At 35.2% G+C, this 15,198-nt stretch carries 16 protein-coding genes; 4 read left to right on the top strand and 12 right to left on the bottom strand.

Features of this window, described 5'->3' with window-relative positions:
• Positions 1-80 precede the first annotated feature (80 nt).
• Entirely contained in the window at positions 81-1,553 is a 1,473-nt protein-coding gene (locus G530_RS0104015; RefSeq protein ID WP_026933306.1) for an aminopeptidase P N-terminal domain-containing protein, read from the top strand.
• Positions 1,554-1,590: 37 nt separating this feature from the next.
• On the opposite strand, the gene G530_RS0104010 is transcribed toward G530_RS0104015, so the two are convergent.
• From G530_RS0104010 to G530_RS0103985, 5 genes are all read right to left on the bottom strand, one after another.
• Positions 1,591-2,466, bottom strand: a complete 876-nt coding sequence (locus G530_RS0104010; RefSeq protein ID WP_026933305.1) for an SDR family oxidoreductase — start codon at positions 2,464-2,466, stop codon at positions 1,591-1,593.
• 538 nt (positions 2,467-3,004) lie between these two features.
• Positions 3,005-3,391, bottom strand: a complete 387-nt coding sequence (locus tag G530_RS17235) for a hypothetical protein (protein WP_051199673.1) — start codon at positions 3,389-3,391, stop codon at positions 3,005-3,007.
• 147 nt (positions 3,392-3,538) lie between these two features.
• On the bottom strand, positions 3,539-4,108 hold the full coding sequence (locus G530_RS0103995; protein WP_026933304.1) for a DinB family protein: 570 nt from the start codon (positions 4,106-4,108) through the stop codon (positions 3,539-3,541).
• A gap of 127 nt (positions 4,109-4,235) precedes the next feature.
• On the bottom strand, positions 4,236-4,586 hold the full coding sequence (locus G530_RS0103990; protein WP_026933303.1) for a DUF2200 domain-containing protein: 351 nt from the start codon (positions 4,584-4,586) through the stop codon (positions 4,236-4,238).
• Positions 4,587-4,631: 45 nt separating this feature from the next.
• On the bottom strand, positions 4,632-4,940 hold the full coding sequence (locus tag G530_RS0103985; RefSeq protein ID WP_026933302.1) for an EthD family reductase: 309 nt from the start codon (positions 4,938-4,940) through the stop codon (positions 4,632-4,634).
• Between the two features lie 213 nt (positions 4,941-5,153).
• On the opposite strand from G530_RS0103985, the gene G530_RS0103980 reads away from it, so the two are divergent.
• Positions 5,154-6,929, top strand: coding sequence for a family 43 glycosylhydrolase (locus G530_RS0103980; protein WP_240472124.1), 1,776 nt, complete (start codon positions 5,154-5,156; stop codon positions 6,927-6,929).
• 173 nt (positions 6,930-7,102) lie between these two features.
• On the top strand, positions 7,103-7,780 hold the full coding sequence (locus G530_RS0103975) for a class I SAM-dependent methyltransferase (RefSeq protein WP_026933300.1): 678 nt from the start codon (positions 7,103-7,105) through the stop codon (positions 7,778-7,780).
• Positions 7,781-7,839: 59 nt separating this feature from the next.
• Here the strand turns inward: G530_RS0103975 and G530_RS0103970 are convergent, their stop codons facing one another.
• The 7 genes from G530_RS0103970 to G530_RS0103940 all read right to left on the bottom strand — a co-directional run bounded on the left by G530_RS0103970 (position 7,840) and on the right by G530_RS0103940 (position 13,340).
• Positions 7,840-8,613, bottom strand: coding sequence for a sulfite exporter TauE/SafE family protein (locus G530_RS0103970; protein ID WP_026933299.1), 774 nt, complete (start codon positions 8,611-8,613; stop codon positions 7,840-7,842).
• Between the two features lie 38 nt (positions 8,614-8,651).
• Complete coding sequence (locus tag G530_RS0103965; protein ID WP_026933298.1) at positions 8,652-9,686, bottom strand: serine hydrolase domain-containing protein; 1,035 nt, start codon at positions 9,684-9,686, stop codon at positions 8,652-8,654.
• A gap of 202 nt (positions 9,687-9,888) precedes the next feature.
• Positions 9,889-10,098: a hypothetical protein gene (locus G530_RS0103960; RefSeq protein WP_026933297.1), complete on the bottom strand. Its 210-nt coding sequence runs from the start codon at positions 10,096-10,098 to the stop codon at positions 9,889-9,891.
• A gap of 113 nt (positions 10,099-10,211) precedes the next feature.
• Entirely contained in the window at positions 10,212-11,009 is a 798-nt protein-coding gene (locus G530_RS0103955) for a tetratricopeptide repeat protein (RefSeq protein WP_026933296.1), read from the bottom strand.
• A gap of 3 nt (positions 11,010-11,012) precedes the next feature.
• On the bottom strand, positions 11,013-11,507 hold the full coding sequence (locus tag G530_RS0103950; RefSeq protein ID WP_026933295.1) for a hypothetical protein: 495 nt from the start codon (positions 11,505-11,507) through the stop codon (positions 11,013-11,015).
• Between the two features lie 137 nt (positions 11,508-11,644).
• Positions 11,645-12,505: a CPBP family intramembrane glutamic endopeptidase gene (locus G530_RS0103945; protein WP_026933294.1), complete on the bottom strand. Its 861-nt coding sequence runs from the start codon at positions 12,503-12,505 to the stop codon at positions 11,645-11,647.
• A 109-nt stretch (positions 12,506-12,614) separates the two neighbouring features.
• Complete coding sequence (locus G530_RS0103940) at positions 12,615-13,340, bottom strand: hypothetical protein (RefSeq protein ID WP_026933293.1); 726 nt, start codon at positions 13,338-13,340, stop codon at positions 12,615-12,617.
• 667 nt (positions 13,341-14,007) lie between these two features.
• Between G530_RS0103940 and G530_RS0103930 the strand changes: the two genes are divergently transcribed.
• Positions 14,008-15,099 carry a zinc metalloprotease gene (locus G530_RS0103930; RefSeq protein ID WP_026933291.1) on the top strand — a complete coding sequence of 364 codons (1,092 nt, stop codon included), beginning with the start codon at positions 14,008-14,010 and terminating at the stop codon, positions 15,097-15,099.
• Positions 15,100-15,198 lie beyond the last annotated feature (99 nt).

The raw sequence follows: 15,198 nt of genomic DNA, 5'->3' as shown, positions 1-15,198 counted from the left end.
GCCATCTAAAATAAAAGAAGGAATAATTCATCGTTTTAGTTTAGAGGATATTAAGTATTTTGCAATTAAAATTTATCATCATGAAATTTATAATCGCCATCTTCTTTTCTATGCTGTGCATCAATATCAACGCACAAAAAAATACACCCCAGGACTTTCTTTCTTCTGAATTTCATAAAAGCAGACGGGATGCTTTAAGATCTAAAATGTCTGAAAATTCGGTAGCGGTATTTTTTGCTAATCCGGTAAGGAACAGGGCTAATGATGTGGATTATATTTATCACCAGGATCCAGATTTCTATTACCTCACGGGTTATAAAGAGCCACATGCAGTATTGGTTATTTTTTCTGAAGACCAAACCGGGGAGGAAGGCGATAGCTATGATGAAATATTATATGTGCAGGAAAAGAATCCGCGAGCAGAAATGTGGACAGGATACAGATTAGGGGTTGAAGGCGCTAAAAATGATCTCGGTTTTACCAATGTTTTTAACGGCAAGGAATTTTTAAATAACAATATAGATTTTACCGAATTTGAGAATGTCATGCATAAGCCATTCACAAATGACTATAGAGACACCAGGAATAATGCAGATCTGGCGAATTTAGTGGAAGTTTTTAAAAATCAGGTTTATGCGGAAAAGGTTCCTCAAATAAGTAATGGAGCTTTAAATGTTGAGTTAAAGCAGGAAGTTAGTACTGCTCCAGAAGTGACTATAGACACAAGAAGCCTCAGACAGTATATGGGTGAACTTAGACAGATCAAGACTCCGGAAGAAATGAAATTGCTTAAAAAAGCGGTAAGGATCTCTGCAATGGGGCAGGTAGAAGTGATGAAGGCGATGCACCCGGGAATGTCTGAAACAGAGATCCAGGGTTTACATGAATATGTCTACAAAAAGTACGGCAGTGAATATGAAGGTTATCCTTCTATAGTTGGAGCGGGTAATAATGGATGTGTGCTTCATTATATTGAAAACTCGAAGACCAAGGTTGAAAATGATCTTGTTTTAATGGATCTTGGCGCCGAGTATCACGGCTATACTGCCGATGTTACCAGAACCATTCCGGCAAACGGAAAATTCAACACTGAACAACGAGCGATCTATGATCTGGTTTATGAGGCCCAGGAAGCAGGAATTGCCGCAGCGGTTATTGGAAATAATGGATCTGACACCCACAGGGCTGGACAGGAGATCATTAATGAAGGCCTTTACGAATTGGGAATTATTGCATCTCCTGAAACACGCCATATGTATTTTCCACACGGCACTTCACATCATATTGGTCTCGATGTACATGACCTGAATACCGGTGGGAATTTCGAAGAAAACATGGTTATCACGGTAGAGCCGGGAATCTATATTCCTGAAGGTAGTGATTGTGACGAAAAATGGTGGGGTATTGCCGTAAGGATAGAGGACGACATTCTCATCACTGAAAATGGTCCTGTGAATTTATCTTCCGAAGCACCTCGTAAGGCCGAAGAAATTGAGGAGATGATGAAACAACCTTCAGTTTTTGATGATTTCAGCCTACCGGAATTAGATTAGAATTCTGGCCATTAAAAAGGTTTGTTTATTGGATAGATTATTTTGTGGTTCGGGGCCGGGCATTTAGTCCAAAATCCTTCTCCACCTTTTCATACCACTCATCATCATTTACAGCATTCCAGTCAACCCAATCTTCATCGCTCATTGAAGCACGCCATTCCAGGAAAGGTTGAGCATCTGGACCTACCGGGTGACGTAATTTCCAGGAATCACTTTCGGCGATTTCCAGGATCTTTTCGGCAACCAGATTGGCATGAGTAGGATGCTTTAAAGACTCCTTGAATAAATTGGAAAATCTTTCAGTAATAGGCGACCGGGTGACTGTATAATTCTTCGAAGAAATATCCCTGGCCATATCTGTATCAATGATCCCGGGCTTCACAATAGCTACTCGTATATTATAAGGTTTGATCTCCTGAGCCAAAGCTTCACTTAAGGCTTCTACGGCAAATTTTGAAGCAGCATAACTGCTTAGAGGAGAATTTGAGATATTTCCTGCAACCGATGACACGTTGATGATACAACCAGAACCTTGCTTTCTCATAGAACCAAGAACAGCTTTTACACAACGAATAATTCCGAAGTAATTGGTTTCCATTACCTCTTTAAATTGAGAAATTTCCATTTCCTCAATAGTGCCGTGCCTCTCTATTCCAGCATTATTTACCAGGACATCTATAGTCCCACTTTCTTTTAAAATTTCACGAATACATTGATCAACCGATTCATCTGAATCTACATCCATTTGATGCATGGAAATGGAAAGGGATTCTTCGCTGATCTTTTTTTGAAGTTCATCTGCGGTATCTGGTTTACGCATAGTTGCATAAACTTTATAGCCTTTTCTGGCAAAGCTAAGACTGGTTTGTAATCCTATTCCCCTGTTGGCGCCTGTAATAATAACTGAATTCATAATATTATAATATTAGAAGCAGGAAGTACAGGAATTACGGGCAGGTAATTATTAGCAAGCTTTAATTTACGATATAAAGCTGAACAATAGGATTGGACATTGATATATTTTTGAATTCAATCAGTCCTAAAGTAAATGTCTGGAAGATCAATTATTACCGTTGGCATTGATAGTAAGCTCTTTGTAAATGGGCTGGCCATTTTCAAAAAGACCTTTTATAATCAATAAGATTTCCTCAGGACTCTATAATGGTATTTTCAGAGAATTACTTTTATTTGGTAAGAGATGAAAATTTGGGATCCAGTCTATGGTGCTAGAATATTCCCTGGAAAGTTTTCTAACAACAGAAGAATAACACTATACAAATTATGCTGATAAAGTATTATTTTGATCATTAGAAATTATATATGGTTGAAGATCTGTAAAAAAATTACGGGAAATTAATTTCAATAAGATCACTACTATGAAAATAGATCCAATGCCTTAAATTTTAGCTTGATAGCCTAGCATAGCCTGATTTAAAAAGAAGATCTAGATATTACTCCGGATTTATTTCAGTCAGAACAAATCCCTCTCCTTTATTTTCATTAGGAATGGAGGATGCTTTTAAAAATCCACCGTCGAAGTCTGAATCAAATTTTATGGTGGCAATAGATATCGTGAAATCTCCTGAAACCGAGGTCTCAATATTCAGTATTTCCATCTCTCCAGACTCAATACTCCAGGTTACATCCGTGTTTCTTGAATTATGTTTAAACGCATAATTTAGAATCTCACTCGGCAGAACTTCTGGAGCACCTCCAAGACAAAAATAATTTCTCTCTGGACTCACAAATGCTTCGCCACAATCTGCAACACTTTTAGAATTATCTGCAGGGTCTAAAATAATGGCTTCATCATTACTGGAACATGAGAGTAAAAACATTAGAGCGAATAGAAACGAGACCTTAATTAAATTTTTCATCTTAAAAAGTTGAGTTATATATATAGGTTCGATATTTAAATATAGAATAACGGTTTGAAATAAAAAAATTAAAAGCTGAATGCTTCCAATTACCTAATATTCCAGTTCCTATTTAGGTATTCTTTTTTGCACCAGTCTAATCTGTCCCATATGGTTTGCCTGATGCTCCATTACATGATACCAGGCCCAATGATTATTCATAGAACTATTATCTATTTTAGAGTTTAGCCATTTGTCATCCTTAGTCTTTAACTGGGAAATCGTCTCCTGTCTTACCTCTTCCCATATTGCCAGATAATGTTTTATAGACTGACCTTTAATCTTTTTTCTGGCTTTGTCTCCTAACTCCAGGGCCATCATCCATTCTTTCTCTTCTTCTTTATTGAAACCTCTATTCTCGAAGGTGAAAACCTGATAGTATTTTTCTGTAGCGGCAAGATGCAGGATCATAGCTCCAATACTATTGGCATTATCATCTAGAAGGTAATCTGTGCTCTCAGCATCCGTTTTTTCAACGCTACTGGTGATCCTGCTTCTAAGATCTTCCATCATGGAAACCAAAACCCCAATTTGCGGAGTATAACCTTCTTTTGGCTCTATAATATTCTGGGCATTTGTATTTGGCACATTTACTATGGAAAGTATAAATAAGACTGCAACGATCTTAAAATTTTTCATGATTTTTTACATTGAAGTAATCTGATTTCTAGTAATTTGGAAGATACACCTTATCTATCTCAATACTTTGACTGAAGAATTAGCAATGAAAGAAAAGAATGATTTATATCTAAGCTAAATAATCTCTCTATTCTCTAAGTATCTTCTCCATAGCTTTGCCCCTGGCTAATTCATCTACCAATTTATCCAGGTAACGGATCTTACGCATAAGTTCATCCTCGATTTCTTCAACCCTATAGCCACAGATCACTCCTTTTATCTTGCAAACATTAGGATTGAGCTCCGGTGCCTGCTCAAAAAATGTTTCAAAATCAACTCTAGCTTCAATTTGTTGCTGAAGTGCTTTATCGCTATATCCCGTCAACCAGCAAATAATCGTGTCCACTTCAGCTTTCGTTCTACCCTTTTTCTCAGCCTTAGTTATATAATGCGGATAGACACTCGCAAAAGAAGTAGTAAAGATTCTATGTTTTTTCATTTTATAAAATTAAAAAAATCAATTTAGGCTTATTGGGTTTTTCTTTCAACTTGATTTCCCAATTAATATTGTTGGGGCTCCTCCTGAAGAAATTCTATTAGCATCTGCGGCTACTTCCTGCATGGCAGGAGAAGAAAGTGCTTTTTCTAATTCTTCAGCAGAATTAAATGGCATTGTGAACATTTGGAAATATGGAGGTTTGCCGTTGGGGCCTGATAAGAACTTAGTAATGGTGTAAGGTTTTTGATCCATTGGGATATTCATTTTATCATGAAGCAATTTTTTATGAGTGGAATAATCTGACTCAAATTTTTCCACGTTTTCTGGCTGAGGATAAAGTACTATTAAATTCATATCTGTTAGATTTTACTTTTACATATGCTAGCCGTTTTTCGGTAGTTCCATATTTACCTAAAATTACGTTATATAATTGTAACCATTTTAAGGCTGGAAATTTCTTGCGGACTACCGCATTTAATTATTTTTACAATTGAATGAAGACTTAAGCTGAAAAGCTTTCAAATAAAGCAGAGGTAAATGAAAAGCACCATATTTAAAATCGCAATATTGAGTTTATTTTTTCTTCCTGAATTAAAGGCACAGGAAGCAATACCAGAAACTTATATCAATCCACTGGATTTAGATTATACCTATATGGTCTATAATTCAAGTAAAAATATTTCATATCGCTCTGGCGCCGATCCTGCCGTTGTAGAGTTTCGTGGGGAGTATTATATGTTCGTGACCCGATCTTTTGGTTACTGGCATTCTACAGACCTGGTGAACTGGGAATTCATAAAACCTAAACAATGGTTCTTTGAAGGTAGCAATGCCCCTACCGCATTTAATCATAAAGATTCACTACTATATTTTGCCGGGGATCCTGCAGGATATGGCAGTATACTTTATACAGATGATCCTAAAAGCGGTGAATGGACACCAACGGCATCTATTAGCAACAATATTCAGGATTCAGAATTATTTATCGATGATGACGGAAAAACCTACCTCTACTGGGGATCTTCCAATGTGCATCCTCTCAAAGTGAAAATGCTGAATAAAGATGACCGCATGCTAGAAACAGGTGTTCAAAAAGAACTTATCAATTTAGTAGAAGAAGAACATGGCTGGGAACGGTTCGGCGAAAACAATTTCCATCCAACTTTAAAGGAAGGTTATATGGAAGGTGCTTCCATGACTAAACATAATGGTAAATACTATCTACAATATGCAGCTCCGGGAACCCAATTCAATGTATATGCCGATGGCGCTTATGTTGGAGAATCTCCATTAGGGCCTTTTGAGTATATGCCAAATAATCCTATGAGTTTTAAACCAGGTGGATTTACTAATGGCGCTGGACATGGAATTACCATGAAGCAAACCAATGGACAATACTGGCATTTTGCCACTATGGCCCTGGCTTCTAATTCGCATTGGGAGCGTCGTCTTGCCATGTTCCCAACTTATTTTGATGAGGAAGGACTCATGTATACTAACACCCATTATGGTGATTATCCCCGGTATGCGCCAAGTCATCCCACAAAAGCTGGAGAACATAACGGCTGGATGTTACTGTCTTATAAAGGAAAAACTACGGTATCGTCTTCAAAAATGCAGATCAAAAAAAGCACTTCTACAGATGGTGAGTTTGATATAACCGAGATGCCAGAGAAAACGAATAATGAAGGTGAGATACTGTCGGAAGTTCTTACCGATGAAAGTCCTAAATCTTTCTGGGTAGCTGAAGCAAATGATGACAAGCAATGGGTTGAAATTGAAATGTTATCACCCGGAAATATCTTTGCCCTTCAAATCAATTATCACGATCATGAGTCTGGAATCTATACACGAACTGACGGTTTACGGCACAGGTTTACGGTAGAAGTTTCTCAAGATGGCACCAACTGGAATTCAGTAATAGACAGAAGTAAAAGTTATAAGGACAGTCCTAACGCTTACATAGTTTTAAGTCAGCCTGTGAAAGCTAAATATGTGCGCTATAATAATATAGAGGTACCCGGGAACAATTTCGCTTTATCAGAAATTAGAATCTTTGGTAAAGGTCTGGGGAAAAAGCCCGCTAAAGTTAAAAGCTTTAATGTTGAAAGAGAAGAGGACCGAAGAAATGCAAATTTTTCCTGGGATAAAGTGAAAGGTGCACAAGGCTACAATATTCGCTGGGGTATTGCTCCAGACAAGCTATATCATTCATGGCTGGTATATGATGTTACAGAGCATCTCATGAGAAACCTTGATCGTGATCAGAAGTATTATTTTACCATTGAAGCATTCAATGAAAATGGTATTTCCGAAAGAACCGAGATCATTCCTGTTGAGTAGAGGTATATTTTGTTTTATATCTAAATATTTTACAATTCTATCCGGCAGAAAAACAGGTTCTTTTACTATGCCTTTTAAAGCAGAATGTTCCTGGCCTCATGCCGGTTAGTAGGAGAAGTTAATTATTTTATATTATAAATTTTTCTGAAGTTCCTGTTCGTAAAGTATCATTGATGAAGGAAAAAGAGAAATCCAATAAAAGATCAAAGAAGCCGTGGCCTACAAAAGCAGCCATGGAACAGGTATACTCTATGAAACTCTGGGGAGAGAACCAGACTTCCTTCTATTCGGGCATAGGATCACATCACCCAGAAATTATAGAACCGTATATCGAGGCAGTGTCATACTTTTTAAATTCGTTTGAAGATCCTATCACTGTTTGCGATCTGGGTTGTGGTGATTTTAACGTAGGCAAGGAATTGGTGCAGTACACCAATAAATATATAGCGATAGATATTGTAGCTTCACTTATAGATCATAATACGAAAGAATTCGACCTGGAAAACCTGGAATTCCATTGTCTGGATATCGCAGTTGATGATCTACCAAATGGCGATATAGTTATTTTAAGACAGGTTTTGCAGCATCTATCCAATTCTGAGATTCATGCTGTTTTAAAGAACCTTAAAGATTTCAAATACCTTGTTTTAACCGAGCATTTACCCGCAGGAGAATTTAGGCCTAATAAAGATATTATTTCAGGTCAGGGAACCAGATTGAAAAAACAGAGTGGTTTGGACATTCTGGCTGCTCCATTTGATTTTGAAGTAAAGGAAGAAAGGCAATTATTATCGGTTAATTTAGATAATAATAAAGGAGTTATTGTAACGATGGCTTATAAGATCATGTAGATCTTATCAATTCCTAAATAACACTAACGCGCTCTTATACCATTAGTTAATTATTAATTTTAAATGATTCCAGCTCCTAAGGCGAGCGATACAATTATTAATAAAATGGCCACGGTAACCTGTAAAAACCTTAAAGTCACTTTTTTCAAAAGTATATTTCCAAAGTACGATCCGGCTATTCCTGAAAGGGTCGCAAAAAATACCAGACTTAAATTATCGATGAGTCCAGATCTTAAAAATCCTGTCGCGTACATACTTAACCTGGTAAAATCAACAAATGTTGATACTACAACCGCGGTTCCTATAAACGCTTCTTTTGAAAGTCCGGCCTTGATCAAAAAGGCACTCCGCAATGCGCCCTGATTACCGGAAAGCCCACCAAAAAATCCGCTTAAAGCTCCGCCAATGGGTAATTTGCTTTTTCCAAATTGTAGTTGGTTGAAATATGGAATAAGATCCATAGTTGCGAAAATAATTAGCAGAATTGAGATTAAGAATTTAACCGGAAATACCTCAAACTGGGACCCGAAGGCAGTATAAGAAAATAATGGTTGCGTATCTGTTATATTTATCAATATCCAGGAACCCAGTAAGGCTGCAATCACCGCAGGAATACCAAACCTAATAAGAACTTCTTTATTTGCGTTCTTACCTACGAGGCCCAACTTGTATATGTTATTGAAGAAATGCACTACTCCCGTTAAAGCGATAGCCAGTTCTACGGGAAAGAATAGCATAAAGACCGGGGTCAGGATAGTACCTAATCCAAAACCTGAAAAGAAGGTCAAAATCGCAACTAGAAAGGCTACAATTGAAATAATTACTATTTCCATCTAATCTTAATCCTTATTTTTGATAGCTCTGCTTATGTCTATATATACTTACGGACAATCTTTAATATCCTATTATACATGACTTCAGATAAATTCCAGTTATATCCTTCAAAATTTGTCGTGTTCGTAAACTGAATGATCACCGTATCTATGTCTTTATGATATCTGGCAATACTTTGATAACCCGGGATAAGCCCGGTATGGTTGTATTTGTAAAGAGAAGAATAGATCTCCTGCTCTTCTCCATAAAATAGAGAACCATCGTTCAATGCTCGCAAAAATATCCCTACATCTTCTGCCGTTGCAAGCATAGATCTATAATTGGTTGTTTTAATATCCTCTTTAACACCTACATAATAACCGCTCAATACTCTATCTATATCAACATCATTGAGAGAACCAAAGGTATTCTTCAATCCAAGCGGATCTAAAATTTCATCTTTGATATAATCGAATTTACTACTGCCTGTAACCTTCTCTATAAGGTTTGAAAGCAATAAATAATTGGTATTGGAATATTCATATTCCTCATCTGGATCAAATTCAGCTGGTAGATCCAGGATCCTTTCGAGTGCCTGCTGGCTATTTTCTGGAGGATTCATCCAGAAATTTTCGGTATTCGTAAAATTAGGGATCCCGCTTCTATGTTTAACTAACATCCTTATGGTTATTCTATCGGCATTTTCAATTCTATCCTCTAATTCAGGATAATAAGCAGCGAGTGTATTATCCAGAGACAACTGACCCGAATCTACCAGTTTCGTTACTGCAACCGCGGTATAAAGCTTATCTATACTTGCAATTTTAAATAATGAATTAGGATCAACAGGGCTTTTACTTTCCTTGTTCTGGTATCCAGAAGTATAATATTCAGGCATTTCCCCTTTTGTATCCACGTATACGATGATTCCATCAAAACCATAGTCGGCCGCCTTATTTACCTGCTCCTTAATTGAGTCTGGTAAAGGAGTAAGCCAGGCTTTTACGATTGGCCATGGAACAAAATACAGAGAGACTATAGTTCCAATTATTAATACTGTTCTAAGTATCCAGGTTCTATTTTTCTTAGTCATCGTTTTAAATAAAAGATCAATTATAACTTCATTGATGTGCATCTAAGTCTTACCAATACCGGGAACCTAGTTGAATAGCAGTATCATATGATGTTAACGAAGATAATTCTTTTTCAAGTTTAAGGGAAGACCAGAAAAACTGAAACCCTTCAGTTAGATGAGATCATGATTTGGCTTAATTTCAGCAGATAAGGTTATAATTTTAATCCTTATTGGCTTCTTCTTTCATTTTTTTTCGATGGTTTATACGAGCTACGAGCCCCATGGTGATCCCAAAGGCTAGAAAATGAAATATAAATTTCCAGACTAAGAATTGATCTTTAGCAAAATAGCCATACAATGCCATTGTCAAAGCAAAGATTAGACCAGCGGAAACAAATGTTTTTAGCAATATTTTGTTCTCCTCTTTCATATATTGTTAATGGTTAAAACTTCTGTAATCTGCCCTAATTATTTGAAATTATAGGAGTAAAATAATGATGATAAGGACTCTTCATATCTCACACAAATCTGAATTATTCTCCATTATGCTTCGAAATTTTTTAACAAGGATAGATCATCTTTATAAACCTCATTTAAATATTCGTTATAGGGATCATTCCTTTTATAACTAAAGTATTCCTCTGCTTTGTCTAAATGGAATTTACTTTTCTTCAACTCAGCGTTTTCTAAATAAATCCTGGCTAATCCAATATGAGCTTCTACTGTATACTTTGATTGATTTAAAGCTTTATCAAAATGGTTTTTTGCTTGTTCCCGGTTGCCTAATTCGAGCTCTGAGAGTCCCGTATAAACGAAGGCTTGAATATCTGCCCAGTCTTCTCCCTGATTTTCTATACTCCTTTTGAAATAGAATTTAGATTTCTCATAGTTTTCTAAACCAAAATAGGCTTCTCCTCTAAGAAAGTCAATATCTTCTCCCCAGGGTGTATCTACAACACCTGGAGTTAATGAATCTAACCGATCAAGATCTTCTAAAGCACCTTTAAAATCTCTTAAGAATCGAAGTTTCATATAACCCCTGTAGCCTAAATGCATTTTGGGATCTATTTCAACGGCTTTGTCCAGAAGTCGAAACCCTTTTTCGTAGTATCCTCTTTTATTATACGGAACGGATTGTTCGAAATAAATTCGATCATTTGATGGATCCTGAAATTTTAAAATTTCGAACATTGATTGAGAAAGACAAGCACCTTGAAGATGAGATGCAAAAGTATATCTATCTTCTTTGGACGAAAAAGCCAGCATATATATTATTACAACAGAATATACCGTTAGCAGGGAAGCTAAAATTAGTTTGAGTATTTTAAAAAATCTTTTCATTAGTTAGAAAATATCTACTACCCTATTATCCCTTATTTTAAAATTCAGGACGTAGTAACTATCGTAGGAATTAAATTCGTTTTTAGCTGGATTCCATTTTTTTAAACTAACCAAAGCATATTCTAAAGTTTTTAATTTTTCGGAATCAATTTCAATCTTTTCTAATTTTAGATCTGTTGATTGAATTCGGAATCTACCTATTTCCCCTTCACAGTTCACAATAAATCGAAAAGTTATTAAACCAGAATCTTCAAATTTTAAGTTTTGTAAGTTACTCAGTAATTCGTTTTTGATCGCTTTTTTGCCTCCTTCATAGTCGGTATCCATTGAATAATAATTTGGAATCTTATCTTCATCACAGACTTTAAAATCCCCATCAATCTCAGTGTTAGAGCTTAATTCTCCAATGCTATGTGACATTTGATAATAGACCCATCCCGTTATCACAACTGCTAGCACAGCACTTATTAACAGGAAGATATTTGTTTTACTTTTCAAATTAGTAGTTTTTCATCATCTGAAGTGATCGTACACAATAATTTAGATTATTGCTACCTCCAGAAGTAAGGACGCAGCTTAGCGACTTTAACCTGGAGTGTTGGTGAATTTAATTATTTTCTTACTAACGGTGCCGACTATTTGTGATGAATTGGTGTCGCGATTGGTTTTTTCCTATAATATATAGTGATGCTAATAATGCTAATCAATAAAATTATCAATGATAATATTGATCCTTCGAACCCGAAAGCTCCTCCATTTAATAGTGTTTCTTGAGGCATTTTAAACCTTACCAAAGAATATACATTTTGCCCACTTACATTAAAGCCTAAAAGGACCTGGAAAAAATTCCAGCTAAAGTGTAAAGCTATGGGAAACCATAAATTTTTGGTATGTATATAAGTTATCCCTAATAAGATACCCCCTAAAAATATATTTGTAAGCCCTATAATATCGATATTAGGATTCATCCCATGCGCAACAGCAAATATTAATGCAGAGATAAGCAACGCAACATATTTATTAAAGGAATACATAAGATTTCTCAAGATATAACCACGAAATAAAATTTCTTCAGTTAGAGAAACAAATATGAAAAGGAAAACTGAAAGTATGATCTCATCTAAATCAAATACGATCTTTTGAAATTGAATTTCATTTAAGAATTCCAAAATTCCGAAGGCGAAAATCATGATTATAGTTCCTATTGTAAACCCGATCCAAAGATCAGAACTTCTATTCTTAATCTTTAAGCCTATGCTTATAATTTGTTCCTTATCAATATACTTAACAAAGATCCCTACGATCAAACATGTTCCAAGAAACGTGAATAACTGAATTATAAATCTTTGTTGCGAGTTTCTATCAGTACCTATATTTCCATAATCGTAATCTACCAGAGCGGCACCAATCATTTGAAATACGCCAACTACAAACAAATATGGAATTAGCATTAATAGTATTCTCACCCACCCCCTAATCTTGTATTGTTCACTCATTTAAAAAATTTAATCACCCCAACCTCGAGGACATTGTTAGTTTAGACTTTACTGAATTTAATTGCTAATTTTTCCGGCTATTTCACGGTACCTGATGTTGTAGATCAAGCTAAGATTCCTCAAAAAAGAATTCGTGAATTTCAATAATACCACCTCTGCTAATTTGAACAAGATCATTCGTACTTTTTAAGAAAATCCCCAATGATCTTTCGTTATAGACTAATTTCATTTTTGGTGAGTAATCTGTTACTAGATACATATCACCTTCTAACTTGAAAAATGGAATTTCCATTCCCCTTTTCCCCTTAACTCCGCGATTAACGATTTTACCTTCTTTAAGAACTTCACGGATTTCCGAATCGTTTTTCTGGCCTGAAGAAACTTTAGAGTATGCTACCATCATATTCATCCATTCTTTACTATCAATGAGATGCCAATCAACTTTTTCAAAATTAATCCCATATTCGTTTATCCAACCATAACTTGTAAATCCAAGTAAAATTCTTTTATCTCCATTTAACTCAGGTTTATCCTCTGGGATAAATTCTTGGATCTTAAATGTTATAACTGAAGCAGACGAAATATCCTTCAATTTCTTTCCATCAAAATCTATAGTCTTTAAAGAGAAGCTCTCAAATTCTGGATGGTTAGATAATAGCCATTGTGTGGCTGTTAATTCAGCTTGTTCTTTCATTTGTTCTACAGCAGCAACGCCCGCACCAATTGCTAATAATCCGCCTGCAACTGCAGCAATTGCTTCACCTTCGTTTTGAGATTGAATATTTTTGGGAAGAATTAATGCAAGAAGCAATAGAAAAATTAAAGATTTTCTCATTGAAATTAAGTTTGGTTAGTAGTGGTTGATTTTTTTTAAATATAGGATAATAATCTCCAGGGTTACGGTTTCGAATAAAAATTAACTATGATAGTCTATTAAAGAACGTGGAGTTGTCCGTTTGATATTAGTATGTCAAGACAATCATTTTCTTTTTAACACTGTCATCCATTGTGAAGCATCGTTACTGTAGGACCTTGAGCTCTTGCATTACTTGATTTAACGAACTTACACTTATTAAGGTTTTTTAAAATTACTGTTTTAACTCCTCAGTAAATTTGTTTCTCAGCAATTTTGAACCACATACCAGTGGGCATGGCGGAGGGAGAAAATATTCAAGATGTTTCATTAAATAATATTTCATTTTTAAATCTTGTTCAAGGATTAATTTTTGTCTAAAAAAATCCTTTCTGTTGAGAAAAGAATTGATCATAATAGACAATCCACTTTTTAATTTTTCTCATTATTAATTATTAGGACCATCTCAATAATTGCTAATAAAATCTGTTCCTTTTTTTACTCAATACGACTTGGAGTTGATTATAGTCCTTTTTCAGATATAGTTGCTGCTAGTTTTTTCGAAGAGATGCATATCTATAAATTATTTTAAAATCACTGTTTTTGTAAATATTTTCCTACATTTATAACTAACTGATAAATTTAAATTATGAAAAAATCGTTAACTTATTTACTAATTCTTTGTTTATCCCTTATTATTTCCTGTGCACCGGAAAATCCGCATTTACCGAGTGAAAGTTCGTCATCTGAACAAGGAAATAAATCTTTGATAGATTATCTTTTAAAGATAGGCTATAAAAAAGATGAAATAAAGATTTATGGAAACAGATTTATCGTTCAGGGAGATATGGAATACAACTCTGAAAATGATTATTCTATTAATTCAATAAATAAACAAAATATTAATACTACTCTGGGAGTGAATGGATCATATTTTAACGTTTATATCGAACCTGGTATAGCTGATTTATGGATTAATGCAAGTAAGGAAGCTATAGAGAGATGGAATTCGATCAATTGTAACTTGTATTTAAATTTAGTAACTAGTTCTAGCCTAGCAGATATAATAATAACCGATAATGATATACGGAACATTAGTATCCAATCTAACTACCTTTCAATTGGTTCTAGACCATTTAATGGAGATCCAGGGGAATACGTCACTATAAATAATGATTTTTCGGGAAAAGAAGGATGTTCTAACGGAAGAATACATCAAGGAATTAGAATCGCTGACATTCAACATGAACTGGGACATACATTAGGTTTAGGTCATACAGAAGACGATCCTAATTTATGGAGTTATATCCAAGGGACTTCCTTGAATGACAAAGAAACCTCCCTTATGAGAGCGGGAGCGGCTTGTTTATTAGAAAATTTTTCCGAGGGTGATGTAGAAGCAATTCAAATATTGTTCGGCTGTGAGCCGGACCCTAATATTCCTAACTTGTCAGCATATATAATTGGACCAACAAAAGGAAATAATTCTGGCACATATACCTGGGAGGTAAATGTTTCTGGAGGTATGCCGCCATATACTTTTGAATGGAAAAAAAGTTATACAGGTAGCTCTACTAGTTATACAACTTTTGGAGTTTATACTTCATCGTATACCGCTCACTTACCACTTGATAAAAATTTATACTTAAAGTGCTACGTCACCGATGTACAAGGAACTGTGGTTTCTGATTATTTTGTCACCTTAAATGACGATGCTGGCACCGGGGTTTTTAAACCATAAAATCAAAAAATAGATTTACTAATATTAAAACGAAAGATTATCATGAATCTTTCGTTTTAATATTTTTAGTTTCAACTATTTATTATAGTTATTTAATAC

The sequence above is a fragment of the Christiangramia echinicola DSM 19838 genome (assembly GCF_000423065.1).
GTDB classification, from domain to species: domain Bacteria; phylum Bacteroidota; class Bacteroidia; order Flavobacteriales; family Flavobacteriaceae; genus Christiangramia; species Christiangramia echinicola.
This window is presented reverse-complemented; position numbering and strand designations above follow the sequence as displayed.